This window comes from Hoeflea sp. TYP-13 (genome assembly GCF_040932035.1).
GTDB lineage: Bacteria > Pseudomonadota > Alphaproteobacteria > Rhizobiales > Rhizobiaceae > Hoeflea_A.
In genome coordinates this window covers 692,723-717,948 of the sequence record NZ_JBFRBB010000001.1, presented here as the reverse complement: position 1 = coordinate 717,948, position 25,226 = coordinate 692,723, and the positions used below count along the sequence as shown (strand labels likewise).

Genomic DNA, 25,226 nt, shown 5'->3' with positions numbered 1-25,226 from the left:
TTTAACAGAACAGGATTGAGCGATGAAATTATTGCGTTACGGGGACCCCGGGCAGGAAAAGCCGGGCATTTTGGACCAAAACGGCAACATCAGGGACCTTTCGGCCCATGTCACCGATATTTCCGGAGATGTTCTTGACGACGATCAATTGGCGGCGATTGCCGCATACGACATCGCTTCCCTGCCGCTCGTCGAAGGCAATCCGCGCATCGGTCCTTGCGTCACGGGCGTCGGCAAGTTCCTGTGCATCGGCCTCAACTATTCCGACCACGCCGAGGAAGCCGGGATGGATGTGCCGCCCGAACCGGTGCTTTTCTTCAAGGCGACTTCGGCCATCTGCGGACCCAATGACGACGTGGAAATTCCACGCGGCTCAAGCGCCACCGACTGGGAAGTCGAGCTTGGCGTGGTGATCGGCAAGGAAGCAAAATATATCAGCGAAGCAGAGGCGCTCGACCATGTCGCCGGTTATTGCGTCATCAATGACGTTTCGGAACGCGATTTCCAGATCCGGCGGTCCGGCCAGTGGGCCAAGGGCAAGTCTGCCGACACGTTCGGTCCCATAGGTCCGTGGCTGGTGACGCGCGACGAGGTTCCGAACCCACAGGCTCTTTCCATGTATCTCGACGTCAACGGCAAGCGCTTCCAGAGCGGCACGACCGAGACCATGGTCTACGGCGTTGCTTATGTGGTTGCGTATCTGTCGCAGTTCATGAGCCTGCAGCCCGGCGACATCATCTCGACCGGCACGCCGCCCGGCGTCGGCATGGGCCAGAAGCCCGAACCGGTCTATCTCAAACCCGGCGACGTGATGGAACTCGGCGTCGATGGGCTTGGCGTGCAAAAACAGAAAACGGTTCAGGCCTGATCAGCTTGTCAGCGAAAGCTCCGCCTCGGGCGGCGCTTCGAACTCCCAGGGGCGGTTGATCCGGAACCGCTCCTTTAAAAACTCGATGAAGGCCCTCAGATTGGGCGCCATGCCCCGGTGCGGCTGGAAGATCGCGTTGAAAGCGACTGTCGGGCCGCGGCAATCTTCAAGCACCGGAACCAGCGTTCCCTTCTGCACATGCTTTCTGGCCATCCAGACCGGCAGCAGCGCCACGCCAAGTCCTGACAGTGTCAGATGCAGCACGGCCTCGTGGTCGCGCACGCCGACACGCGGATTGAGCCGGACAGTCAGGTTCTCCTCGCCCCTTGTAACGGCAAGATCCAGTGGGCCGACTGTCAGGCGGCTTGCGAGGTAACTGTGGTTTTCCAGATCTGCCGGGTCACGCAATCCGCCGGACGATTTCAGATAACCGGGTGTCGCATAGAAATACTGCGACGATTCCCCCAGCGGGATGGCGCAGACGGAATCGTCCTCGATCTCACCCTTGCGCACGGCAACGTCACAGCGCTCCTCAATGAGGTCCACCTTGCGGTTGGTGAAGGTGAGATTGAGCTTGACGTCCGGATAAAGTTCGAGGAATTCGGGAAGCAGCGGCAGTATGAAGGCGCGGCCCAGCGTTTCCGGCAGGCTGACATTCAACAGACCGCTCGGGTGAGCGTGGATCGCGCGGATTGCAGCATCCGCCTCGCGCGCATCGGCGACGAGGCGCGCGCAATGTTCATAATAGACACGCCCGCTCTCGGTAAGTCCGATCTTGCGTGTCGTCCTGTGCATCAGTTTCAGTTGCAGACGCTCTTCAAGGACGGCGACACGCCGGCTTATGTTGGACTTCGACATATGCAGCGTTTCCGCGGCAGCCGAAAATCCGTTGTGTTCAACGACGGCCGCAAACACGGCCATATCGGTCAGGAGATCAGCATCCATCTATTGTCCATTCTCCGCAACAATGTTTCCTGTTCGCACTCTATTGTCTAAAATACGGGATTTTATTATTCATGACAATATGCAAACCTTGGCGGGCCTGACCCGGCCTAAGCGGACAGTTTCAGAAGCCGCATCCGACCACGGCCAACCGGAAAGCTAACTCGGGAGGAACTCATGAAATTGAACAAACTGCGTGCACTGGCCTATGGAGCGGCGTCTGTCCTGGCGCTGGCAATCGGCACCACATCCGCCTCGGCGGTCGACCTGCCCTGCACAACTGCCAAACTGATCGTACCCTGGGGAGCCGGGGGCGGTACAAGTGTCATTTTCGGCATATTCGAAAAGGCAATCGAGCAGTCCGACGCGCCGGTCAAGGTCAAGGTCGTTACCATTCCGGGTCAGGGCGGCGGCAAGGGCGCAAAGGAAGCCCATGCGGCAGCGCCGGACGGTTGCACGCTGTTTGCGATCCACCAGCATCTCGTCGTCAACTACATCAACGGTGTGACAGATTTCAGTTGGGACGGATTCGAGCCGGTGGCGATGCTCACCGACACGCCGGAGATCATCGGCGCGGGCGGTCATGTTCCCTATAACGATCTTGAGGGCATGCTGGCAGCAGCCAAGGACAAACCGGGTGAAATTCCGACCGGCGTCTCGATGGGCGCGACCAGCCACTTCCTGTGGATCATGCTCGGCGCCAAGACCGGCACCGATTTTGCCTATGTGCCCTTCCAGGGCGGCACGGCTGGCCGCATCACCGGCCTTTTGAACGGCTCGATCGATCTTGGCGGCATCAACATGGCCGCAGCCCGCACGCAGCGCGGCGATGGCAAGCTGAAGGCTTTTGCAATCGCCGCCGATGAACGCAGCCCGCTCATTCCGGACGTGCCGACGCTGAAGGAAAAGGGCGTCGACATGAACTACTCACTGACGCGCGGCGTCGTTCTGCCGAAGGGAACGCCGAAGGAGATCGTCGACTACTGGGCCGGGGTCTTCAAGGCACCGACCGAGGACGCGGCCTTTGTCGACGAGCAGGCCGCCAAGGGCACAGCCGTCGTTTATCTCGGGCCGGAAGAATATGCCGAATGGTGGAAAGGAACCGAAACCGAGTTCCTCGACGCCGCCAAGGCTCTGAAGGTCGGCCGCTTCCAGTAGGCGTGTTTTCAGGTGCGGCCCGAAACAGGGCCGCACTATCAATGCTGAATGCCGGATCCTATCCTGCACACCAACCCTTGATTTACTGGTCCGGATAAAACCATGTCGCTCAACCGGGATTTTTTTGTCGCCCTCTTCTTTCTCGTCCTTTCGGGCGTGATGTTCGTGGCGACCTTCCAGCTTCCCCCGCCCATGTTCGGGCAGATGTCGTCGGCGCTTTGGCCGCGCACCATCCTCATTCCCCTGGCGATACTGTCCTTCGTGCTGCTCATCATTTCGCAGCGACAGTCCGCCGATAAAGAGCCACGCAGGAGCCTTCGGGAATGGCTGGTCTACTACAAAAACCCGATCCTCTGCTTCGGACTGTTTTTTCTGTTTCTGGTGACAATGCCGGTGCTCGGCATGCTCATCGGCGGGCTTGCCTATGTGTTCCTGACACTCTCGGTGCTTGGCGGCTGGTCACCTAGAAAACTGGGATTGCATGCCGTTATCACTGCCATCTTCGTTGTCGGCATGTGGGCGGTCTTTACCCAGCTTCTCGGCGTATTTCTGCCCGAAGGCACGCTCCTGAGGGTGTTCTGATGGATCTCTTTCAGAACCTTGCAGCCGCGGCCCCGCAGCTATTTACCGTCTCGACCATGATCCTGATGATGGTCGGAACGCTAGCCGGTCTCCTTGCCGGCGCCATACCGGGCTTCACCATAGCAATGGCCGTTGTGCTTGTCCTGCCGTTCACCTTCACCATGTCGGCCGTGCAGGGCCTTGCGACCATGATCGCGGTCTATGTCGGCGGGCTTTCAGGCGGTCTGATGTCCGGTATCCTGACCGGCATTCCGGGAACGCCCTCTTCCGTTGCCACGACCTTTGACGGCTATCCCATGGCACGCGGCGGCAAGCCCGGCCTTGCCCTTGGCATCGGCGTGTGGTCGTCGTTCTTCGGCGGCGTCATTGCGTCCCTCATTTTGATGGTCGTCGCACCGCAACTGGCGCTGATCGGCCTCGAATTCCAGCCGGTCGATTATTTCGCGCTGATCATTTTCGCGCTGACGGTGACCGCCAGCCTTGCCGGCGACCAGATGCTCAAGGGCCTGATGGCGGCGCTCTTTGGCCTGCTTGTAGCGACGGTCGGCAGCGACGTTGTCTTCGGTCAGCCGCGTTTCACCTTCGGCATCGATTCCGCGACGCAAGGCTTTGCCTTCCTGCCGGTGCTTGTCGGCCTCTTCGCCTTCAGCCGTCTGCTTAACGATGTGCGTGACCCGGAAGCCGCACACAAGGCGCTTGGCGGACACGATGCCCACGCGGTCAATATCGACTATATCCACTCGGCCAAGGAAGTGCTGAAGCGCTGGGGCAATGTCATCCGTTCTGCGGTCATCGGGGTCTTTGTCGGCGTTCTTCCCGCCGCCGGCAGCACAATCTCGAATATTCTCGCCTACGACCAGGCCAAGAAGACATCGAAGGACGGCAAAGACTTCGGCAAAGGTGCGGTCGACGGGATCATCGCGCCCGAAACCGCCAACAACGCGACGGCCGGGGGCGCCCTGATCGTCATGATGGCGCTTGGTCTGCCGGGCGACATCATGACGGCGATCATGCTTGGCGCCCTGCTCATTCACGACGTCATTCCGAGCCCGTCTTTCATTTCGGATGAACCGGTGATCGCCTATTCGATCTTCCTGGCGTTCTTTGTCGCCAACTTCATGATGCTGGCCCTGCAGTCGGTGACACTGCGCGGCTTTGTGCTCGTCACCAAGGTCAAGATGTACATGCTGACGGCGGTGATCCTTTTTTATTGCGCCCTCGGCATCTTCGCGCTCAACAATGTCGGCTACGACATGTGGACGCTGTTCATCTTCGGCGTTGCCGGTTTCATTCTGCGCGCCTTCGGTTTTCCGATCGTGCCGATGGTGCTGGGCGTTGTTCTCGGCCAGATCGCCGAGGCGCGGCTCAGCCAGGTCTTTGCCCGCTCAGACGATATCGCGATTTTCCTCACCCGGCCGTGGTCGCTTTTCTTCCTGCTGCTTGCGTGTTTCTCTATCGTCTTTCCGGCCTATCAGAAACATCTCGGCAAGGCGGCATGGACGAAGTACTACCCGTCCGTATTGCTGATCGTCATGGCGCTTCCGGTCTTCATGATGCCGGGTATCATCCGGCCGGTGGCGGCTATCGGCATGGCAATCGCCGGGGTCGTGATGCTGATAAGGCGCTATCGCACCGAACCGCAGCAAGAAGAAGTTCAGCAGTAAAGGACAGTTCCATGGATCTTGGTATCGCAGGCAAAACCGCACTCGTGCTCGGTGCATCTCAGGGGATAGGGCGCGCCATCGCCGAAACGCTGGCCGAGGAAGGCGCCAACGTCGTTCTAGCGGCGCGCAGTGCCGACGCTCTTCAGGACATCGCCTCGTCGCTAACAGAAAAACACGGCATTACCGCCACACCGGTTGCTGTGGATCTCACCGATCCTGGCGCCGTCGAAGCGCTGTGCACGAGGATCAGCGAAGAATTCAAACCGGACATGCTGGTCAACAATGCTGGCGGGCCGCCACCCTCCCCGTCGACGGGCGTATCAACCGAAGTGTGGCAGAGTTCAACGCAGATGATGCTGTTTTCCATCGTGCGCATCACCGAGGCGGCACTCGGCGCCATGAAGGAGCGCGGCTGGGGCCGCATCGTTGCAATCGGTTCATCGGGCGTTGTCCAGCCCATTCCCAATCTTGCCGTTTCGAACACAATCCGCGGCGCGGTCGCAGGCTTTTGCAAGTCGCTCTCCGCCGAAGTCGCCGCCGACGGCATCACAGTCAACATGATCCTGCCCGGCAAGATCGATACCGCCCGTCTTGGCCGGCTCGACGCCGCCCGCGCCGAACGCGAAGGCAAGACCGTTGAAGCGGTGCGTACCGAGGCACAGGCGGTGTTGCCGATCAAACGCTACGGCCAGCCGGAGGAATTCGCAAAGGTTGCGGTGTTCCTGTTGAGCGATGCGGCAGGTTACGTGACCGGGCAGATCACCCGCGTCGATGGCGGCATGATCCGCAGCATTTAGAGCGAGATGACGAACAAGCCAATGTCCGACAAGCAGCCAGCGCAAAAGAGCGAACTTCGCCATGGCGGCCGTATCCTTGCGGACCAGCTCGCTATTCTCGGCGCCGACACGCTGTTCTGCGTGCCGGGGGAGAGTTTCCTCGGTCTGCTCGATGGGCTTTACGAGCACCGCAACGCCATCAGGGTGGTGACCTGCCGGCATGAGGCCGGCGCCTCGAACATGGCCGATGCCTATGCCAAGATGACTGGTAAACCAGGCATCTGCGCGGTAACGCGCGGTCCCGGCGCGACCAACGCATCCAACGGCATTCACACAGCGTTTCAGGATTCCTCGCCCATGATCGTCCTTGTCGGACAGGTCGGCCGCGGCATGATGGACCGCGAAGCCTTCCAGGAAATCGACTATCGCCGCATGTTCGGAGAAATGGCGAAATGGGTTGCGCAGATAAACGATGCTTCCCGTATTCCCGAATATCTGTCGCGCGCCTGGAATGTCGCGCTTTCGGGCCGGCCGGGACCCGTCGTCCTTGCCCTGCCTGAGGACATGCTGACAGACATGGCGCAGGTTGAAGATATCCGCCCGAAGCCGGTTACCGAGAGTGCGCCGACGCGGGCAGCAATACGTGATTTGGAGGTTCTGTTAGCGAAGGCCGAACGGCCGCTTCTGGTGGTGGGTGGACCATCGTGGAGCCCGGCCTGCGCCGACGCGGCGATCGCCTTTGCCGAGCGCGTGGGAATACCGGTCGCCGCGTCGTTTCGATGCCAGGATTATGTCGACAATGCACACCCCAATTACGTTGGCGCCATAGGCATAGCACCCTCACCGGATCTCACGCGGCGGATCCGCAGTGAGGTCGACCTTCTGATCGCCGTGGGTCCACGTTTCGGTGAAATGACGACGCAGGGCTATTCGCTGATTGACATTCCAAATCCACGCATGAAGTTCGTGCATGTGCATCCCGGGCCCGAGGAGCTTGGCCAGGTCTATGCACCGGATATCTCGATGACCGCGACGCCGTCTGCCTTCTGGAACGCAACCGATGCGATATCCGACGGCAACGGCAGGGAGCGATGGTCCACATGGCGGAACGAGAAACGCAGGGATTATAAAGCCTTTCTTGCGCCGACAAATGTTCCGGGTGATCTCAATATGTCCGAGGTCATGCGGCACGTTACCGAAACCATGCCGAAGGACACGGTTGTCGCAAACGGCGCCGGAAATTACTCGGTCTGGGTTCACCGGTTTCACCAGCACCGCACCTATCGCTCACAGCTCGCACCGACCAGCGGCTCAATGGGCTACGGGGTTCCGGCGGCCATTGCCGCAAAACTGATTGCGCCGGAACGCGAAGTGGTCAGCATCTCCGGAGACGGTTGCTTCCTGATGACGGCGCAGGAGCTGGCAACGGCAAAAAAATATGGCACCGACGTGATTTACCTGGTGGTCAATAACGGCATGTACGGTACGATCCGCATGCATCAGGAACGCAACCATCCGGGCCGCACGCTGGCAACGGAGCTGGCAAATCCGGACTTCGTCACCTATGCACAGGCATTCGGCATTGCGGGCGAACGTGTCGTGGCAACGGACCAGTTTCCCGCCGCCCTTAAGCGTGCGCGGGCGGCAAAGGGCGGCTACCTCATCGAGCTTGTTGTCGATCCGGAGGCCCTGACACCGACACAAACACTGTCAGCGGCGCGCGCCCAGGGCGAAGCAAGGCAACTCGAACTCAGCTAGAAACAGTACCGTGCGAGGAAAACAATGATTGTCGAGGAACGGATCTACTCACTGCAAGTCGGTGCCGCGCCTGAATATCTGAGGCTCTATGAGGCGGAAGGCCTTGCCATACAGCGGCCGATCCTTGGCCGCATGGTCGGCTATTTTACTACCGAGATCGGCCCCTTGCACCAGATCGTGCATATGTGGGCCTACCGGGATATGGCGGAACGGAGCGAACGGCGGGCGCGATTGGGAGCCGACGATGGCTGGAAAGCCTATGTGAAGAAAATCCGCCCGCTGGTCGTCAGCCAGGAAAACAAGATCCTGATCCCAGCGCCATTCAGCCCCTGGGCAGACGATGATCCGGCCCTCGACTTGGCGCAGAACTGATTAGACACAACAACGGATAGCTTTGATGATTGATTTATATACATGGACAACACCCAACGGACGCAAGGTCTCGATCCTGCTTGAGGAGTTGGGTGTCGAATATAACGTACACCCGATTAATATCGGCCAGGGCGAGCAGAAAACACCGGAATTCCTCGAAATCAGCCCCAACAACAAGATCCCCGCAATCGTCGATCAGGACAACGGGCTGAAGCTGATGGAATCGGGCGCCATCATGATTTACCTCGCCGAAAAATACGGGAAATTCATCCCCGCCGATCCGATTGCAAAGATCCGCGTGCTCGAATGGCTCATGTGGCAGATGGGTGGTCTCGGCCCGATGGCGGGTCAGGTTCACCATTTCGTCCATTTCAATCCGGGCAAGGCGGAATATGCGGAAGAGCGGTTTTCAGCGGAAGCCAACCGCCTCTACGGCGTTTTGGATAAGCGGCTCGAAGGCCGTGACTACATTGTCGATGAATACACCATCGCCGACATGGCCTGCTGGCCGTGGGTCTCGCGCTATGAATGGCAACAGATCGATCTGACGCAATACCCCAACGTGCGGGCCTGGTATCAGCGGCTGGCGGCGCGCGAAGCGGTTCAGCGCGGGTACCATGTGCCAAAAAAAGTAGGCGAGATACCGCCCGGCTAGACCGCGTCTCTTGGAATAATCGCGCCGCGGACGCCGATCACTTTTGCGGCGCGATTGTGACCTGCCAACATGGCTTCGCTCATCGATTTGCCGGATAGATAGGCAGACAAAAAAGCGCCGTTGAAGCTGTCACCGGCGGAGGTTGTATCAACGACCTTTTGAGCCCGGGCATATTGAATGCCCGGATCGGCTTGCGCATTGATCGGCACCGGGCCTTCCGCCCCGCGTTTCAAGGCGCCGATGCCGATACCGTATCCTTCGAGCCGCTTTATCGCGGTATCCGCATCGACGTCGCCGAACAAGGCCATTTCGTCGTCAACCGACGGAAGACCGATATCACAAAGCCGCCAGGCCCGCGATACGGCATCACGGGCGGCGTCCACGCTTTCCCACAGGCGGGGCCGGTAGTTGGAATCGAATGCGAACAGCCCGCCCTGCCCGCGAAATGCGGCGATCCAATCAAACAGCGCTTCGCGGATTTCGGGCGGCAGAATCGCCAGCGTGATTGCGGACATGTAGACGACATCAAAATCCTCCAGCGCCGAAAAGTCGGGTCTACCGCTAGACTGGAACATCGTGCGGGCCGCGGAATTCTCTCGCCAGTAGGAAAATGAGCGTTCGCCATGTTCGTCCGTGTTGATCGCGTACAGGCCAGGCAGTCGCTGTTCGTTTCGCGTTACCGCTGCAGCAACCCCCTCGCCTTCGATAAAGGCGATCATGCGGTCTGAAAAGGCGTCCACACCCAGGCTGGATACAAAAGACACGTCCTGTGCACCCGGGATTTCACGGGTCATATAAATGGCAGTATTAAGGGTATCGCCGGCAAATCCGACTTGCGCATTCGCGCCCTCGCCGTCAAGCGAAAGCTCCACCATCGCTTCGCCGACACAGGCAATTCGGCGGCGCTTGAATTCCATGTTTTTTGTCCTGCTTTTAGATGTCGCGTTGTCTTACTCAGTGCAGGGACTGGATTACAGAACTGTAATGCAACGTCAAGGCGGCGTTCACTTTGCGGCCCCACATACGGATTGAACAGTGGAAAGCTCAAGTGATTGGAAAAACCATGAACAGATATAGCTCACACAATCCGGCAGATTCGCTGGATATGATGGTTAAGGCGCGCCTTGTCAGATGGCGTCTCTTCCTTCGCACCGTCCGTTCCGCCCGTGAGGCGCTCATGTCCCGGCTGGATGGCGGCCGTTCCCGTCCCAACCCATTGACCATGCGCGGGTTGGACATCAGTTGACGGGAGCTCAAACCGGGTCGGCGCTTCAGGTCCGGCCCGGTGTTTAACAGGCTGGCTTGCGGTGAGAACTACTGTGCAGGAGAGGTTTGCGGTTCATTCCGGGACAAGCCCAGTGCCAGCAGATCTTCGATAAAGACGCTGAGAAGTTGCGGGCGGCCGTTCACACCGGCCTTCTTGTATATCGCATTGCACTGAGCCTTGATTGTGCCCTGGCTCGTATTGCGCAATCTGGCTATGTCGGAAATCAGCAACCCTTTCAAAGAAAGCAGTGCGACATCGCGCTCGGATGGCGTCAGCCCCCACTCGTCGAAATAGTCCTCCACCAGGCGCATGAACGCCCCCGAGTTTATTTTAAGCTGCCTGAGCATACGGTTCTGGCGTGACATTATCCTCGTAATTCGCGATCCCGTGGATACAAGTCCCGTCAACAGCAGCAATATCACCGAAAACTCGATAAAGTGGGTGAGATCCTCAGCAGCTTTGTTTTCCCAACCGATGAGATCGCCGATGACCTCGCCCAGCAAAAACAGCGTGCAAAATGCCTGTAGAGCAAACAGAATCCACAGACCTGAACTCTGGCGTATCGTGTTCGTCATTCAAAAGTACCTCGGCAGTCCTAGTGCCTATCAAATATGTATCGCGCCAAATTGCACCAGCAAATCACGTATCGGTGCAGCGGGCATATTTGCTGTGTATACGACGCAATCCGATAGGAACACACTAGCCACATGCAAAATATTGCCATTAGGTAGCAAAATGTGATTGATGCCGGTCCGACACGGTCATCAAAATCGATATTTGCTGCCATATCGCAGGACCAGCGTTATTTTGGCGAATTGTGTCCGATACTTCTTGCCCGAGGGCATCTTTTCTTACAATCGCTCATTCCCTTTGCAACAGGCCTTTCTATTGATCGAAGCACACTGGGCCTTGATGGTTCCAGGCCTGGTGTTTCGCAGTTGCGCGATTTCGGAAATCATCAGCCCCTTGATCGACAGCGGCGCAACATCACGTTCCGAAGGGGCCAGATCCCAATCGTCGAAATATTGCTGAACCAGCTCAAATAAAGCACCGGTTCCTGCCCGGTGTTTAACGGGCTGGCTTGCCGTGAGAACTATTTCGCAGGAGAGGTTTGCGATTCATTCCGGGTCAAGCCAAGAGCGAGCAGATCTTCGATAAAGACGCTGAGCAGTTGCGGACGGCCGTTCACGCCGGCCTTCCTGTATATCGCATTGCACTGAGCCTTGATTGTGCCCTGGCTCGTGTTGCGCAAACTGGCAATGTCTGAAATCAGCAAACCTTTCAAGGAAAGCAGCGCAACCTCGCGCTCGGATGGCGTCAGCCCCCACTCGTCGAAATAGTCCTCCACAAGGCGCATGAACGCCCCCGAGTTGATTTTAAGCTGCCTGAGCATACGGTTCTGGCGTGACGTCATTTTTCTGATAGCGGACACGGTGGACGAGAGCCCGATTATCAATACCAATATGACCAGGAATTCCGGGATGTGTGAATGGCCTGCCGCAGTTGCTTTTCCCCAGCCGGCGAGTTCACAGATAACCTTACTCAGTAAAATCAGCGCGCAAGACGCCTGTACACCAAACAGAATCCACAAACCTGTACCCGGGCGTATCATATTCGTCATTCAAAAGTATCCCGGCAGTCTTAGTGCCTATCAAATATTAATCGTGCCAAATTGCACCGGCAAATCACGCATCGGTGCCGCGGCATTATTACTGTGTATACGACGGAATCCGTTAGGAGCACACCAGCCGCATACAAAATATTGCCACCGGGCAGCAAAATGTGGTTGATGTCGGTCCGACACGGTCATCAATATCGATATTTTCTGCCATATCGCAGAACCAGCGTTATTATGGCAAATTGTGTCCGATACTCCTGGCCTGAGGACAACTTTTCTTACAATCGCTCATTCCCTTTGCAATCAGCTCATCAAGGAACAGGCTGAGAAGCTGCGGCCGGCCGCTGACACCGGCCTTTCTATAGATCGAAGCGCACTGGGCCTTGATGGTCCCAAGCTTGGTATTTCGCAGTTGTGCGATTTCGGAAATCATCAGTCCCTTGATCGACAGCAGCGCGACGTCACGTTCCGATGGGGTCAGATCCCAATCGTCGAAATATTGCTGAACCAGTTCAAAAAAAGCGCCGGTTGCGGCCTGCAACAGCTCGTCCGTTCGCTTGTGACGGCTAAGAACCCGCCGAACGATCAGACCGGTGGATGCGAGGCTGCCTGTCAAAAGCACAATGACAACAAACTCAAAATTGTGATCATGGTCGGAATTGGGCGCAATCGGTTGTCCGTCGGCAGACTTCCCGCCGGTTTCGCCATAAAGTTCAATACCGACTTCTGCAATCAGGATAAATACGCATAGAGCCTGGACTCCGATGAGACCCCACAAACCGATATGGTCACGTGTCATACTGTTTGGCATGTGAACGTAATCCCATCTGTACTGACGCCGGTTCCGCCGCAGTTGCCTTAGACATGGCCGAGTTATCTCGTTCCGTACTGCTAAACCGGACGCGTGTTCCCGCCAGGCTGCCAGCAATCAGCTGACGCACCTCTGGAGGTAGCTGGCGGGAGGCTGTCGCCACTGCCTTCCCGCCATTGCCCCGCCGGTTCGCGCGCGCCTAAACACCGCCGGTCCGACAAGGCGTGAACGGCTGCTAGCAGCCGTCCGTGAATGTCCGCAGACCGCCCGACGGATCGACGATGTTAAGCGTACCGCTGAAGCCAGGGATTGTTGGATGGAACTGGCCGCAGAGGAGCCCGCCCGGCGCAACCATGGCAACATTCGGGCTGAGCAATGTTCTGGTCAGATCCGCAATGATCCGGTCGAACTCGGCATTGCTGACGCCGATAGCAAGTGCTGCCTTCCGCGCCTGCGCAACAAATGCCGGGTTGGCGCCCAGGGCTCCCTGAAGCAGGGTAGCGACGGTCGAAGCCGGCGGCAGATCATTGCCAGGGGCGTCAAAATGGAAGAGATTACCCGCGACAGAACCAAACCGGTTGCCACCGAAGACAAGCTCATTGAACCTGCCGTTCATATGAATGCCGTTGCCGGCCCTCACGCCGGCGATCATGTTGCCGGCCACAATGGCCGCATTGTAGTTGACAAATTCGATTCCGTTGGTACCCGGATCAATGATGGTGTTACCCAGAACGACCGCCACATTGTCATCGTAGAACTTTATTCCGCTCTGGAAATCGTCGCTTTTGTCGAGACCGGAACGCATGACGGTATTGCCGATTACCGCGACAAATCCCGGCTGCGGGCCGAGAACCGGGTCCAGGTATTCTCCTCCGTTGTAGTCGTCGAAATATATCCCTTCCCACCCTGTATCGGAAACCATATTGCCAGCGACCAGCACAAGATTGTTTTCGTCATCGAAGGCAATACCCTCATGCGCGGCATGGGAGATTGTGTTGCCGATGATCCCGACAAAGGTATTCCTGTCGTCAACCCAGATTCCGCGGCCGCCAGTGTGTCTGATATCGTTTTGAGCTACCACGAAATCGCTATTGTCGTCGGCAATACTGACGCCCTTGTCATCCGTATTACGGATGACGTTGTTGGCGACGGCAAAGAAGCTGTTGTAGTCGCCGATATCGATGCCATCATCGCCTATATCCGAACCGGTTTCGGGTCCACTAGGACCGATCGCGGGAGCTGTGCCGACCGCATTGCCCGCAACGACGAACGAGCTGTTGTCATCGCCAATATCGATGCCGTCATCGCCGATATCGAACAGCCTGTTGCCAAGTACTGCGAAGTTGGTATTTGCATCGACCATCTGGATGCCGTTTTGCAGGGTTCTCGACACCTCGTTTTGCTCAATGACCACATTATTGAGACCGGAACCACCGAAAATGCCGGCATAGCCGCCCAGCGTTTTCAATCCAGCCGCGTGGGTGTTGGCAGCCATCATGACGACACCGGTTCTGAACGACGCATCGCTGGATGCCAGCGTCGGCCTCGAGCCCGGCGCCGAAAAGCCAGCCACCGTACCGCTGCTCGCGCCGCGCAACAATATGATGCTGCCACCACCCTGGATGGTTTGGCTATCTTGAAGTTGGATGCCGCCAAGTGAGGTCACATCGATTTCCGTGCCGCTGCCCCGAACAATAATATGGGTATTGGCGCCCTGCCCGATCGCCGCCTGAAGCGTGGCGAGATCACTGGCATAGGCCACCCGGTCGAGAGCGACATTGGTCGCGTCGTCAATGACACTTTCACGCCCCGATGCAGTCACGACAATGTCGGTATCGCGCTCAATGCCGTCGAGCATGCGCCGCTCCTGCGGTAAGAGCGATGCAAGCTGGACAGACCGGTCCGAATCGGCATCCGAAATTTCCCCAAACGGAATGCGCAGTTTCAGACCGGCCTGATGACGCGACTGGCGGACATCGTCATAGGTAAACTGATAGCCGGCGGTGAGCTGCGATCCCGGCAGCGCCTCGAAAACGTCCGGAACACGCAGTTCCAGCCTCGCCTTGCCGCCGGCAACTTCCTGGTTGGCGTCCGAGCTGTCGAAATAGTAGCCGCCGCCGTAGGCCCTGAGCTCGACGGCGGAAAAGCTCTCATTGAGCTTTTCAAGGGGTATGCGAAATCCGGCTTCGGCATCCGCACCGCCGAGCGGAACCTCCTGGCCACCGGTCATGAAGATGCTGTTGCCCTGCAGATGCACTTGCGTCAGTCCGGCGCCGCCGGCCTTCGGATCGGTCAGTGGTATGTAGAAGTTGGCGCGAAAGTCGTAATTGTGGGAAAGCGCCTCAACGCCGCCGGAAAACTGCCAGAACGTGTTGTCGAGGCTTGTCGCGCGGATGTCGGTTCCGACCCAGGCGCCGAGATTAAATCCACTATCGGTCATCTTCCGATAGCCGAGCGCAAAATTGCCTTCCTGGTTGTTCTGCTCGAAGAATTTGCCTTTGATATCCAGAAAGAAAAGGCTGTCGGGGGTCTGTACGATCGGTGCGAAGACGGTCGCCTCGCCGCGACTGGTCCGATCGGTACCGTAATAGCCACCGAATTCGAGCCAGCCGTGCCACTTTGCGGCGGGGTCAGAGTGGTACGTATTCTCTTCCGCCTCCGCACCGATACAGAAGCCAGCAAACAGCGCGACGGATAGGCTTAAGCGCCGCCATGCATGGCTTCGGGGGTTTCGTACCTGCCGATTTCTCGGGAATCCCCTCCATTGGCAAGCGGATACCCGATGCTTGCCTTCTGTGGATGTTTGTGTCGTTGATTTGTCTTTTCCGGTCAACGTGTGACAACGCCCGGAGCCCGGCTCCGCCGCTGCCGCTTCCCCTCGAAGCTGCATATGTGTCCCCAATATGAATTCGCGCCATGTGTCCGAAAAACCCGAGACTCAATAAAATTTCAGGGTTGGACAAATGCGCTTAGGCCACGACATACGGAGAATGCCCATTGCCCGGAGGTTTAATCTGCGCGCCTTATGACAAAGGTTTATTCGGTTTATGGGACCGGGAGGGCTGAAAAAACGACCTAAATGCGGATGAAATACCGGAAATTTGAAGGTCGATAGCGGAGAATTTTCACCTGATCTACTGGTTCGCTCTTGCACCAGACCGGCAGACATTGCACACATTACGGCTTTGAAGCGGCGCAAACAGCCGCGCAAATTCACAGGGATAAATCATGCATCCGACAAACAACCGAATTGCCGATATCATTCCCGAAGTCAGGGAATGGCGCCAGTGGCTGCATCGCAATCCTGAGCTGCTATTCGACCTGCCGAAAACGTCGCGGTACATTGCCGACCGGCTCAAGGAAATCGGCGTTGACGAGATCCATGAAAACATTGCCGAGACTGGCATTATTGCCGTAATCCACGGGTCCGCCGCAGGCCCGACCGTCGGTCTTCGGGCTGATATGGACGCACTGCCCATTGAAGAGGCATCGGATGCGGAACATGCATCGCAATCGCCTGGCAAAATGCACGCCTGCGGCCATGACGGCCATAGCGCCATGCTGCTGGGCGCCGCCAAATATCTGACCGAGACACGCAATTTTGCGGGCAAGGCAGTTCTCATTTTCCAACCGGCAGAAGAAGGCGGTGTCGGCGCAAAGGCAATGCTCGATACCGGAATATTCGACAAGCTCGGCATCGATGAGGTCTACGGCATGCACAACATGCCAAATTTGCCTATCGGTCATTTCGGGATTTGCGAAGGTCCGACACTGGCGGCCACAGATTTTTTCTATGTCGAGATCGAGGGCGTCGGCGGCCACGCATCACGGCCGCATAAATGCGTAGACCCGCTTGTTGCAGCAAACGCCATCTACAATGGCTTCCAGTCGATCATTACACGCAACTCGGACCCGATGAAGAACGGCCTCATCTCGATCACCGCCCTGCAGGCCGGTGAAGCCAACAATGTGATACCACAAACCGCCACGCTGAAGGGGACCGTTAGGAATCTGCATGAAGATACGCGCGATACAATCGAGCGGCGCATGCATGAAATCGTCGAAGGTGTCGCCAAATGCTACGGCGTGCGTGCGGACCTGACCTATGACCGGCTATGTCCGGTGACATTCAATCACTCCGACCAGTTCGGCCATGCGGCGGAAGCGGCAGTGCAGGTGGTGGGCGAGGCGAATGTCGACCGCGAGCAGCCGGCGCGGCTCGGCGGGGAAGATTTTTCCTACATGCTCCAGGAAAATCCCGGCGCCATTATCTTTGTCGGCAATGGCGAGACGGCTGGACTGCATCATCCCGAATATGATTTCAACGATGAGGCCCTGCCCTACGGTATCGCATTCTGGGCAAAGATCGTCGAAGACCGGTTGCCGCTCCGGAACTGATCGGTTTTTTCGATCATGTTGCGGCTGTCTTCGTAACGGCTGAACCGCACATCAACGACAGCGCGGTGATCGCGAGTGCGAGGCTCGTGATCACGAGGGAGGCGTTGAAACTCCGTGTTACATCGTAAAGGACGCCTGCGAACAACGGGCCGATCATCTGTCCGCTGGCAAAGGCGGCCGTCATCACCGATATATGACGCATAACATCGTGCACCGGCGCGATGCGATGCGCCTCCTTCATTCCCATCATGGTGATGATCATGAAAGTCCCGCCCACACAAATTCCCGCAATGATGACCGTGGAAATGTGTGGCCAAATGACCGGCAGGACCAATCCGGCTGCCATGATGAACTGGCTCGCAGTCCATATCTGCGCGTTTGAATAGCGGCTGTTTATTCTTGCAGCCAATAGCGTCGATAAAAAAGCCGCGATCCCGAAAACCGGCCAGGCCAGGCCGAACAACAGTGGAGACGACACCGTTTCGCGGGCCATCACCGGCAGATAGGTCGCAGGAATGATGTAACCGATACCCGCAGTGCCGTAGGCAATGACGAGGCGCCAGCTCAGCGGACTCGTTCGCGATCCCTGGCTTTGCGCATCGGCACGGGACGCGGCAATTTCCGGTCCGATACCTGCACACACAACTACCGCCGCAACAAGCGTGGCCCCACCAAATATAAGCCAGCTATGGGCACTGCCAATTCCACCGGCCATGATGGCTAATGTTCCTGAACCCGCAACCGCTATCCCGATGCCAACGCCTGAAAACACCCAGCCCTGTTTTTGAGAAAGACCCAGATCCGCAAGTTTTTTGATGTAGTAGTTGCTGACAAGCACCAGGGCAAATGCGCTGCATACACCACATATCCATCGAAGGACGGACCACAATAATAGGCTGTCCGTCATCCCCATCGCGAAGGTCGAAACACCGATGGCAATAAGGGAAAGCCGCAAGACTGTTTTTGGCGGGTAAGGGATTTTCGCCGCAAAAACCGCGCCGAGCCAATATCCGAGGAAATGGACGGATGCCAGCACTCCGCCATCGGAAATGCCGACCAACCCGTCCTCGCGCATCAAGGGCAACAATGGCGTGAAAGCGAATCGGCCAATCCCCATGGCGATTGCCAGGGAACCCAGGCCGACTATGACTATCCGGGCCGTCTGCGATGAATTGGGCATAATACGGTCTCTGATTTCGACGCTTGCCCGCACGGTAGCTCGCGGTATACATTTAAAAAAATGAATTATAGTGAACTTAGGTTTCTCTTTTGGAGATATATATGCACGGTCTTAATTTGCGTGCCCTTGAGATCTTCCGGACCGTGGCGATTGAAGGAAGCATCTCCAGGGCAGCGGTAAAGTTGAACCGGGTGCAGTCAAATATCAGCACCCGCATCAAACAGCTTGAGCATGAGCTGGGCAAACCGCTGTTTCTCAGGCAAAACAGGGGTCTAACGCTGACACCGGACGGTGAACTGCTGCTTGCCTATTCCGAGCGGTTCCTGCAATTGTCCATCGAAGCCTCCGAAGCACTAACAACAGGCAAACCGAGCGGATCGTTCCGGATCGGCGCCATGGAGAGCACGGCAGCCGCCCGGTTGCCTGAAATCCTGTCGCACTATCATGAGCTCTATCCGGACGTTGAAATCGAACTCACCACCGACACGGCCGGGGCATTGATGGACCGTCTGCAAAATTACGAAATCGAAGCGGCCTTTATCGCCGAGCCGGTCAGCTCCGAGCGCGTGCACACGCTGGTCGTATTCCAGGAACAGCTGGTCCTGGTCGCCCCGAAATCATTTCCGTCTCTCCAAAATGTCGCCGAAATCAGCGGCAGGACCGTTGTCGCCTTTGAAACCGGCTGTGCCTATCGCAGGTATCTGGAACGGTGGCTGCTGGAATCGGGAATTGTTCCCGGCAACGTGATGGCGGTGAGTTCCTATCTTGCCATCCTGGCCTGCGTTTCAGCCGGAACCGGCTATGCGGTGGTTCCCCGATCCGTTCTGGACATGGTGCAGACCAAGGGTCAGTTTCAGCAACAGCCCCTGCCCGGACTCTTTTCCGACATCAAAACACTGCTGGTGTGGCGCGCCGACTACGCATCGTCAAAACTTGACGCATTAAAGAAGCTGCTGCCCTCTTGCCCGGAGGCTCCACCCGCCGCTGCTCATTGAGCCAAAGCGCCGGGTGCCTTTTCGTTCGGAATATTCAGCCGCTCACCGGGCGCGAGCATTACACCGTGATGTTGTGCAACACCCATTTCAAGACTTTTGGCGATGTTGTGCGCCCGCTCGACAAAATGATCAGCCGCGGCCGCGGAACACAGCTCCCGCGCCGTTTCCTCAAACAACGCAAGCCAGCGGTCGAAATGCTGCGCGGAGACCGGCAAAGGCGCATGTTTCTGCATCGGCCGTCCGTGGTAGCGCCCGCTCATGAGGGCGACGGATGACCAGAACGCGAACATCTGCTCAAGATGCGGCTCCCAGTCGGTGATGCGCGCGGAAAATACCGGCCCAAGAACGCCGTCGGCGCGAACGCGGTCATAGAACCGCCGGACAAGCCGCTCTATCAGTTCTTCGGTGATGCCGGTCCTTTCGGAAATTTCCCTCGATATCTTTTCGCGCCGCTCGTTCATCTGCGATCCACCCCGTTGGTCGCAGTGAATCTGTTGCCGTTGCACTTCAATTTCAAGCGGATGAATTGCCGCAGGGCGGGAATGCCGGCAACGCTACAGCCCAAGGATCGAAACGAGATCCGGCTGGCTGTCTCTTTCGGTCGCGAGGTTGAGATCTGCCTCGATATGTTCGAGATGCGCCCGTACAAGTGCTTCGGCAGCATCTGGATCCTTGTCCTGGATAGCATCCAGAATATCCTGATGTTCATGGTCGGGACAGCTCGATCCGCCGGAAGTTCCGAACAGGCCGATAATGAGCGAAGTTCGGGTCACCAGTTCGCGCACAACGCGCCTTAGCACCATATTGCCGGTCGCCTCCGCAAGCTTGACATGAAATTCGCCCGACAGGCGGATGATCTCACGCCGCTCGTTCTGCTGGCGTGCCGCATCCTCTAGTGCAACGTGATTGCGGAGAACATCCAGGTTCTTGGCGGACGCGTTGACCGCCACTTCCCTGATAATGCTCGACTCAAGGTGCTTGCGCGCGCCAAACACGTCTGTTGCTTCGCGGCGATCAGGACAGGATACGAATGCACCGCGATTGGAGTGCAGGTCGACGATCCCCTGGCTTGCAAGTAAAAGCAGCGCACGGCGGATGCGCATGCGGCCGACGCCGAAGCTTTCGCACAGCTTGGCCTCGCTAAGCTTGGTCTTTGGCGGCAATCGCTGCTCCATGACCGCAGCGTAAATTCTGTCTACGATTTCCTGCTCGTCCGGTTCGCGTTCGCCTCCGGACTGCTTGTCGTTCATTTCTACGGCAGCTTTGCCCAATTTCAGCACCTTTTTCGCCAAGGGACGTGTGATTCCAGATAGCTGTGATTGGTGATATTGTTAAGAAAATTCAACCTGAAAGTAAACAAGCACATTCAAAATTGTTTACAATAATTTTTTAAATGGTTGACAATTTTTGTTAACAATCGTTCAATGCGGCGTGGACGGAAGTTACCGGCGACGGAATTCCGGTCCGTTGCTTACAAATGCGAATGCAGTTTGTGCGAGTCAGGGAGGACAGCATGCACAGATCAATGATTTCAAGAATGGCGGCACTTGCCATCGCGGGTACGTTTGCCATGGGCACCGGTGCTCTGGCGGCAGACGACACGCTCAAAATAGGATTTGTCGGTGTCACAAGCGGGCCGGCCGCCGCATGGGGAATATCCAATGTCCGGTCCATGCAGGCCCGCGCCGACTGGCTGAACGAGATCGGCGGCGTCGAAATCGGCGGCAAAACCTACGACATCGAGATCGTCACTTTCGACGATCAAAAGGACCCGAAGCGGGCCATCGCAGGCATGGAAAAGATGGCGCAGGAGGGCATTCACTACGTCGTCGGACCAAATGTCGATGACGGTGCGGCGGCGGTCCGCCCTGTCGCAGAACAGAACGGCATCATTTATTTCCCCTACGCGTTCCCGAAGGAACTCTACAGCCCGCCGGCATCAAACGCGGTCCTGGGCATGGTCGCCAACTATCAGTCGGGACCGGCCATCTACAAATATCTGAAGGAAAATGAAGGCGTTAAGACCGTCGCATTTGTTGCAGCCAACGAATCCGACCCGCTGAGCCAGCGCGACAGCGGCATTGCAGCGGCCGAAGCCATCGGCCTTGAAGTCGTCTCCGGCAACGTCACATTCCAGGTGGACACGACGGATTTCACGCCGGTGCTGACTCCCGTCATGCGCTCGAGACCCGACCTTCTGGTGCTTTCCGGCGTATCGCCGGCGAACGCACCGCAACTGATCCGCTCGGCGCGCGAGCTCGGATATGAAGGCCTGATCTCCACCGAAACCGCGCAGGATGCTTCGGTGCTGCAGGAAGGTGCCGGCGATCTTGCCAACGGCTTTATTTCGGTTGGCGGCGCTTCAACACCGGATATTGCTTCTGATCTGATGAACGAGTTCGTCGAACGCTACACAAAACAGTTCGGCGAATATAACGACGAATCCAACACCAAGGTCTACGCGCTGGAATATATACTCGAGACCCTCAAGGCCAATCCGGCGGCGATCGACAATGTCGACGAGTTCAAGAAGACAATGGACTCCTTCGAAGTCGCAAATCCCTACATGAAGGGCGACGCCAAGCTCAGATATGTGGGCTCGACGTCCTTCGGCCAGAAGCGCCAGGTTGCAGTTCCTCTGGTGGTAAACGTGTATCGTGACGGTAAGTTCGAAACACTGTTTGTCGCCGAAGTCGACTAGACTCCCCTCCAAGATCCAAAGTCGACTTTAAGTCCCGGGCAAGTTGCCCGGGGCCGAATGAAGAGGATTCTCTATGGAACAGGTCATCGCAAACAGCCTTTATCTTGGTTCGCAATACGCCATGATCGCACTCGGGCTGACCTTGATATTCGCCCTGATGAACGTCCTGAACTTCGCCCATGGCCAGATGTATGTTCTGGGCGGATTCGTAACCTACACTGTCTATGGCCAGCTTGGATTGCCTTTTGTCGTCGCGCTGCTTGCCTCCGCCGTGAGCCTGGCCGTCGTTGGCGCGCTGGTCGAATACTTCCTGTTCCGCCCCGTTATGAAACGCTCGGTCCGCGAAGAAAGCAGCATGCTGCTGGCGGCGGGAATCGCGTTTCTGCTCGATGCGATCATTCTGCTGGTCTTCGGTGAAAAACAGCGCGGCGTACCGAAAATCGTCAACGGCGTTTTCAATTGGGATTTCCGGCTGATCATGCCCTATGACCGGATCCTCATCTGTATTCTGGCCATTGTCTTTATCGGGGGCTTTATTGCCTTCATGCAATATAGCAAGACCGGCCGTGCACTGCGCGCGCTGGCACAGGACCGCGTTGCAGCCCAACTCATGGGCGTCAATGTTGACCGCTATTCAATGGTCGGTTTTGCCCTCGGCGCCATGCTTGCCGGGATTGTCGGCGGACTGCTGGTCACCATCACCGGAGTTAATCTGGGCATGGGCGGTCCGACGTCGATCAAGGCATTCATGATGGTGATGATCGGTGGCGCCGGTGTCATTTCAGGCGCGATTGCCGGAGGCTTCATACTCGGTGCTCTTGAAGCTGTCGGACTGGCGGTCCTGTCCCAATATGGCGACATCACCTATCTGCTGATCTTCGTCTCGCTGATGATTTTCCTTGCCGTTCGCCCACAAGGGCTGATGGGCAAACCGTGGGGTTGACCGACATGTCAGATATTCAGACCAAACAAGCGGGACTGACCGGCGTGTCGGGAACTCACACCAAACAGCTTGCCGGCGCGGCCGTCTTCCTGATCGTCCTTTTTGTCGTCGTTCCCATGATGATCAGCCTGACCGGGCGCTGGGACTTTTACTACACGCTGACATCGGTCGCGCTGCTTTCGATCGCCAGTGCCGGTGTCTGGCTGACCTTCTATATCGGCCGCATCAATATCGGCCAGGGCGCCTATGCGCTCGTCGGCGGCTACGTATCGGCGATACTGGTTACGAAATACGGCCTTGTCTTCTGGTGGACACTACCCCTCGCCGGGCTCTTCTGTGCCTTTTTGAGCGTCTTCATCGGCCTGCCCATATTGCGGCTGAAAGGCGTCTATTTCGCCATGATCACGCTGGTGCTGACCGAAGTCGCCCGGCTCAGCGCACTGGCCCTGCCGATAACAAACGGAGCGAAGGGCATTGTCTCCATACCGCTGCCGCAGAAACTGTCGGTTTTCGGCCTAACGCTCATTCCGGACTTTTCAACGCTGGAGAATGTGAAACTCGCATTCTACTACGTTGCCTGTGTCCTCATGGTGTTGTGCTTTGCCGGCATGTACCGTCTCGTCAATTCGCGGCTCGGCCATCTGTGCCGTTCGCTGCAGCAAAATGAGGAACTCGCCTCCTCGATCGGCGTGAACATCACCTATCTGCGCATCATCGTTTATGCGATTTCCTCGTTTCTCGGCGGCATTGGCGGTGCGATGTTCGTCGCCATTTCACAATCGGTCTATCCGTCCAGCTTTCAGGTCGCCGATTCGGTCAACTTCATGCTCAACTGCTTCCTCGGCGGGCTGGGTTACGTATTCGGGCCGATGCTGGGAACATTGCTGCTCTATTTCGGCTGGGACCTTCTGTTCGAATTCGGCAAATACCAACTGCTCATTTATTCAAGCCTGCTCATCACCTTGATGCTGTTCCTGCCAAATGGCGTATTGAGTATCCGGTTGCCCGGCAAAAGGGAGGCCGGACAATGACCCAGCTTCTGGAAGTCAAGGATGTTACCCGCCGGTTTGGCGGTCTGGTTGCCAACAATGCGATTTCGTTCGACGTGCAGGAAAAGGAGATCCTGTCAGTCATCGGTCCGAACGGTGCCGGCAAGTCGACATTGTTCAAGATGATCTCGTCTTTCCTGAAAACCAGTTCCGGGGAAGTGCTGCTGCGCGGCGAGCGGATTTCCAACCTGTCGCCTCATGTGGTGGCCCGAAAGGGCGTTGTGCGCACTTTCCAGGAATCCACCATCTTCAAGAGCATGACCGTGCGCGAGAGTGTGGTGGTGTCTCACCATCTTCGATCCACCGCGACCCTTGGCGGCTATTTCCTGAGCACAAAATCGGCGCGAAAGGACGTCGGAGATTTCGGCCGGTCCGCCGACGAGATACTGCAGTTTCTGGGCCTTTACGAGATGCGGAACGAACTTGCCAGCAACCTGCCGCAAGGACACCTTCGGGCTCTCGGCATAGCCATCGGGCTTGCAACAAACCCGATCATTCTGCTGCTCGACGAACCGTTTGCCGGCATGAACCACGACGAGACAATGCGTACCGTTGAGCTGGTACGTGCGGTTCGCGACCGGGGCGTAACAGTCCTGCTGGTGGAGCACGACATGCCGGCGGTGATGTCGATCTCCGACCGGATCATCGTTCTGAATTTCGGGGAGAAGATCGCCGAGGGCAGTCCGGAGGAAATCCAGAAGAACGAAAAAGTCATCGAGGCCTATCTCGGCAGCGAAGACGATGCGATTGGGATCTGACCGATGACCGAGATGCTCAAATTCGAAAACGTCGAACTCTTCTACGACAATGTCTATGCGCTGAAAGGCGTTTCCATAGGTGTTGAAGAAGGCGAAACCGTTGCCCTGATCGGCGCAAACGGCGCCGGTAAGTCGTCCATCCTGAGAGCGATAACGGGTCTTCGAAAGATCAAATCGGGTGCGATCCACTTTTGCGGCAGGCGGATTGACAACATGTCCGCTCCGGACATCGTGAAAGGCGGCATTGCCATGGTTCCGGAAGGCCGCCGGGTTTTTCCGCTCATGTCGGTGAAGGACAATCTGCTGATGGGTGCTTTTACCCGCTCCGACAAGAACGAGGTTTCGGCCAGCCTTGAAAACGTGCTTGAAAGGTTTCCCCGCCTGAGGGAGCGTTTTACCCAGGCTGCCGGCACGCTCAGTGGCGGAGAACAGCAGATGGTCGTTATCGCCCGGGCACTCATGGCAAAGCCGCGGTTGCTTCTTCTCGATGAACCGTCGCTCGGCATTGCGCCAAAACTCGTGCAGGACATTGCCCGCTCGATCGTATCGATCAACCGGGACGAGGGTGTTTCAGTCCTGCTGGTGGAGCAGAACTCGCGCATGGCGCTCAGCATTTCCAACAGAGCCTATGCCATGACCACTGGCAGCGTTGTTATCAGCGGACAATCCAGCGAATTGCTGCATGACGACCGCATCAAAGCCGCCTATCTCGGCGGCGACATCTGAGCGGT

25 protein-coding genes are annotated in these 25,226 nt (G+C 57.3%); 16 read left to right on the top strand and 9 right to left on the bottom strand.

Going from position 1 to position 25,226, the window contains the following annotated elements; genetic code table 11:
• Positions 1–22 precede the first annotated feature (22 nt).
• Positions 23–868: a fumarylacetoacetate hydrolase family protein gene (locus tag ABVT35_RS03310; RefSeq protein WP_368464852.1), complete on the top strand. Its 846-nt coding sequence runs from the start codon at positions 23–25 to the stop codon at positions 866–868.
• Here the strand turns inward: ABVT35_RS03310 and ABVT35_RS03305 are convergent, their stop codons facing one another.
• Positions 869–1,813: a LysR family transcriptional regulator gene (locus tag ABVT35_RS03305; protein WP_368464851.1), complete on the bottom strand. Its 945-nt coding sequence runs from the start codon at positions 1,811–1,813 to the stop codon at positions 869–871.
• A gap of 174 nt (positions 1,814–1,987) precedes the next feature.
• Between ABVT35_RS03305 and ABVT35_RS03300 the strand changes: the two genes are divergently transcribed.
• From ABVT35_RS03300 to ABVT35_RS03270, 7 genes are all read left to right on the top strand, one after another.
• Positions 1,988–2,968: a Bug family tripartite tricarboxylate transporter substrate binding protein gene (locus ABVT35_RS03300; RefSeq protein ID WP_368464850.1), complete on the top strand. Its 981-nt coding sequence runs from the start codon at positions 1,988–1,990 to the stop codon at positions 2,966–2,968.
• A gap of 102 nt (positions 2,969–3,070) precedes the next feature.
• Complete coding sequence (locus tag ABVT35_RS03295; RefSeq protein WP_368464849.1) at positions 3,071–3,550, top strand: tripartite tricarboxylate transporter TctB family protein; 480 nt, start codon at positions 3,071–3,073, stop codon at positions 3,548–3,550.
• Positions 3,550–5,214, top strand: a complete 1,665-nt coding sequence (locus ABVT35_RS03290; RefSeq protein WP_368464848.1) for a tripartite tricarboxylate transporter permease — start codon at positions 3,550–3,552, stop codon at positions 5,212–5,214. The genes ABVT35_RS03295 and ABVT35_RS03290 overlap by 1 nt, the downstream gene beginning before the upstream one ends.
• Before the next feature lie 11 nt (positions 5,215–5,225).
• Positions 5,226–6,011 carry an SDR family oxidoreductase gene (locus ABVT35_RS03285; RefSeq protein WP_368464847.1) on the top strand — a complete coding sequence of 262 codons (786 nt, stop codon included), beginning with the start codon at positions 5,226–5,228 and terminating at the stop codon, positions 6,009–6,011.
• Positions 6,012–6,017: 6 nt separating this feature from the next.
• Positions 6,018–7,748, top strand: a complete 1,731-nt coding sequence (locus ABVT35_RS03280) for a thiamine pyrophosphate-binding protein (RefSeq protein ID WP_368464846.1) — start codon at positions 6,018–6,020, stop codon at positions 7,746–7,748.
• 24 nt (positions 7,749–7,772) lie between these two features.
• Entirely contained in the window at positions 7,773–8,120 is a 348-nt protein-coding gene (locus tag ABVT35_RS03275) for an NIPSNAP family protein (protein WP_368464845.1), read from the top strand.
• 25 nt (positions 8,121–8,145) lie between these two features.
• Positions 8,146–8,775 (top strand): glutathione S-transferase family protein, encoded by a 630-nt coding sequence (locus ABVT35_RS03270; RefSeq protein ID WP_368464844.1) that lies wholly within the window; start codon positions 8,146–8,148, stop codon positions 8,773–8,775.
• Here ABVT35_RS03270 and ABVT35_RS03265 read toward each other — a convergent pair.
• Positions 8,772–9,692: a sugar kinase gene (locus ABVT35_RS03265; RefSeq protein WP_368464843.1), complete on the bottom strand. Its 921-nt coding sequence runs from the start codon at positions 9,690–9,692 to the stop codon at positions 8,772–8,774. The genes ABVT35_RS03270 and ABVT35_RS03265 overlap by 4 nt on opposite strands.
• Positions 9,693–9,838: 146 nt before the next feature.
• Here ABVT35_RS03265 and ABVT35_RS03260 point away from each other — a divergent pair, with 146 nt between their 5' ends.
• The gene (locus ABVT35_RS03260; protein WP_368464842.1) at positions 9,839–10,021 is read left to right on the top strand and encodes a hypothetical protein; all 183 of its coding nucleotides are present in this window, start codon (positions 9,839–9,841) and stop codon (positions 10,019–10,021) included.
• A gap of 68 nt (positions 10,022–10,089) precedes the next feature.
• Here ABVT35_RS03260 and ABVT35_RS03255 read toward each other — a convergent pair whose 3' ends face one another.
• The 4 genes from ABVT35_RS03255 to ABVT35_RS03240 form a co-directional block, all read right to left on the bottom strand.
• Positions 10,090–10,617, bottom strand: a complete 528-nt coding sequence (locus tag ABVT35_RS03255) for a helix-turn-helix transcriptional regulator (protein WP_368464841.1) — start codon at positions 10,615–10,617, stop codon at positions 10,090–10,092.
• Positions 10,618–11,135: 518 nt separating this feature from the next.
• Positions 11,136–11,663 (bottom strand): helix-turn-helix transcriptional regulator, encoded by a 528-nt coding sequence (locus ABVT35_RS03250; protein WP_368464840.1) that lies wholly within the window; start codon positions 11,661–11,663, stop codon positions 11,136–11,138.
• A gap of 229 nt (positions 11,664–11,892) precedes the next feature.
• Entirely contained in the window at positions 11,893–12,471 is a 579-nt protein-coding gene (locus tag ABVT35_RS03245; protein ID WP_368464839.1) for a helix-turn-helix transcriptional regulator, read from the bottom strand.
• Between the two features lie 235 nt (positions 12,472–12,706).
• Positions 12,707–15,361 carry a right-handed parallel beta-helix repeat-containing protein gene (locus ABVT35_RS03240; RefSeq protein WP_368464838.1) on the bottom strand — a complete coding sequence of 885 codons (2,655 nt, stop codon included), beginning with the start codon at positions 15,359–15,361 and terminating at the stop codon, positions 12,707–12,709.
• Between the two features lie 338 nt (positions 15,362–15,699).
• Here ABVT35_RS03240 and ABVT35_RS03235 point away from each other — a divergent pair, with 338 nt between their 5' ends.
• Entirely contained in the window at positions 15,700–16,869 is a 1,170-nt protein-coding gene (locus ABVT35_RS03235; protein WP_368464837.1) for a M20 aminoacylase family protein, read from the top strand.
• Positions 16,870–16,882: 13 nt separating this feature from the next.
• Here ABVT35_RS03235 and ABVT35_RS03230 read toward each other — a convergent pair whose 3' ends face one another.
• Positions 16,883–18,049 carry a YbfB/YjiJ family MFS transporter gene (locus tag ABVT35_RS03230; RefSeq protein ID WP_368464836.1) on the bottom strand — a complete coding sequence of 389 codons (1,167 nt, stop codon included), beginning with the start codon at positions 18,047–18,049 and terminating at the stop codon, positions 16,883–16,885.
• Positions 18,050–18,150: 101 nt separating this feature from the next.
• On the opposite strand from ABVT35_RS03230, the gene ABVT35_RS03225 reads away from it, so the two are divergent.
• Complete coding sequence (locus ABVT35_RS03225) at positions 18,151–19,044, top strand: LysR family transcriptional regulator (RefSeq protein WP_368464835.1); 894 nt, start codon at positions 18,151–18,153, stop codon at positions 19,042–19,044.
• Here the strand turns inward: ABVT35_RS03225 and ABVT35_RS03220 are convergent.
• Positions 19,038–19,505, bottom strand: a complete 468-nt coding sequence (locus ABVT35_RS03220) for a group III truncated hemoglobin (protein WP_368464834.1) — start codon at positions 19,503–19,505, stop codon at positions 19,038–19,040. The two genes, ABVT35_RS03225 and ABVT35_RS03220, sit on opposite strands and share 7 nt — an antisense overlap.
• A 93-nt stretch (positions 19,506–19,598) precedes the next feature.
• Entirely contained in the window at positions 19,599–20,315 is a 717-nt protein-coding gene (locus ABVT35_RS03215; protein ID WP_368464833.1) for a GntR family transcriptional regulator, read from the bottom strand.
• Positions 20,316–20,614: 299 nt separating this feature from the next.
• Here ABVT35_RS03215 and ABVT35_RS03210 point away from each other — a divergent pair, with 299 nt between their 5' ends.
• From ABVT35_RS03210 to ABVT35_RS03190, 5 genes are all read left to right on the top strand, one after another.
• On the top strand, positions 20,615–21,745 hold the full coding sequence (locus tag ABVT35_RS03210) for an ABC transporter substrate-binding protein (RefSeq protein ID WP_368466264.1): 1,131 nt from the start codon (positions 20,615–20,617) through the stop codon (positions 21,743–21,745).
• Between the two features lie 73 nt (positions 21,746–21,818).
• A complete protein-coding gene (locus ABVT35_RS03205; RefSeq protein ID WP_368464832.1) occupies positions 21,819–22,688 on the top strand; it encodes a branched-chain amino acid ABC transporter permease in 870 nt (289 codons plus the stop codon).
• A gap of 5 nt (positions 22,689–22,693) precedes the next feature.
• Positions 22,694–23,719 (top strand): branched-chain amino acid ABC transporter permease, encoded by a 1,026-nt coding sequence (locus ABVT35_RS03200; protein WP_368464831.1) that lies wholly within the window; start codon positions 22,694–22,696, stop codon positions 23,717–23,719.
• A complete protein-coding gene (locus tag ABVT35_RS03195; RefSeq protein ID WP_368464830.1) occupies positions 23,716–24,495 on the top strand; it encodes an ABC transporter ATP-binding protein in 780 nt (259 codons plus the stop codon). Before ABVT35_RS03200 ends, ABVT35_RS03195 begins: the two co-directional genes overlap by 4 nt.
• Before the next feature lie 12 nt (positions 24,496–24,507).
• The gene (locus ABVT35_RS03190) at positions 24,508–25,221 is read left to right on the top strand and encodes an ABC transporter ATP-binding protein (RefSeq protein WP_368466263.1); all 714 of its coding nucleotides are present in this window, start codon (positions 24,508–24,510) and stop codon (positions 25,219–25,221) included.
• The last annotated feature ends 5 nt before the right edge of the window (positions 25,222–25,226 follow it).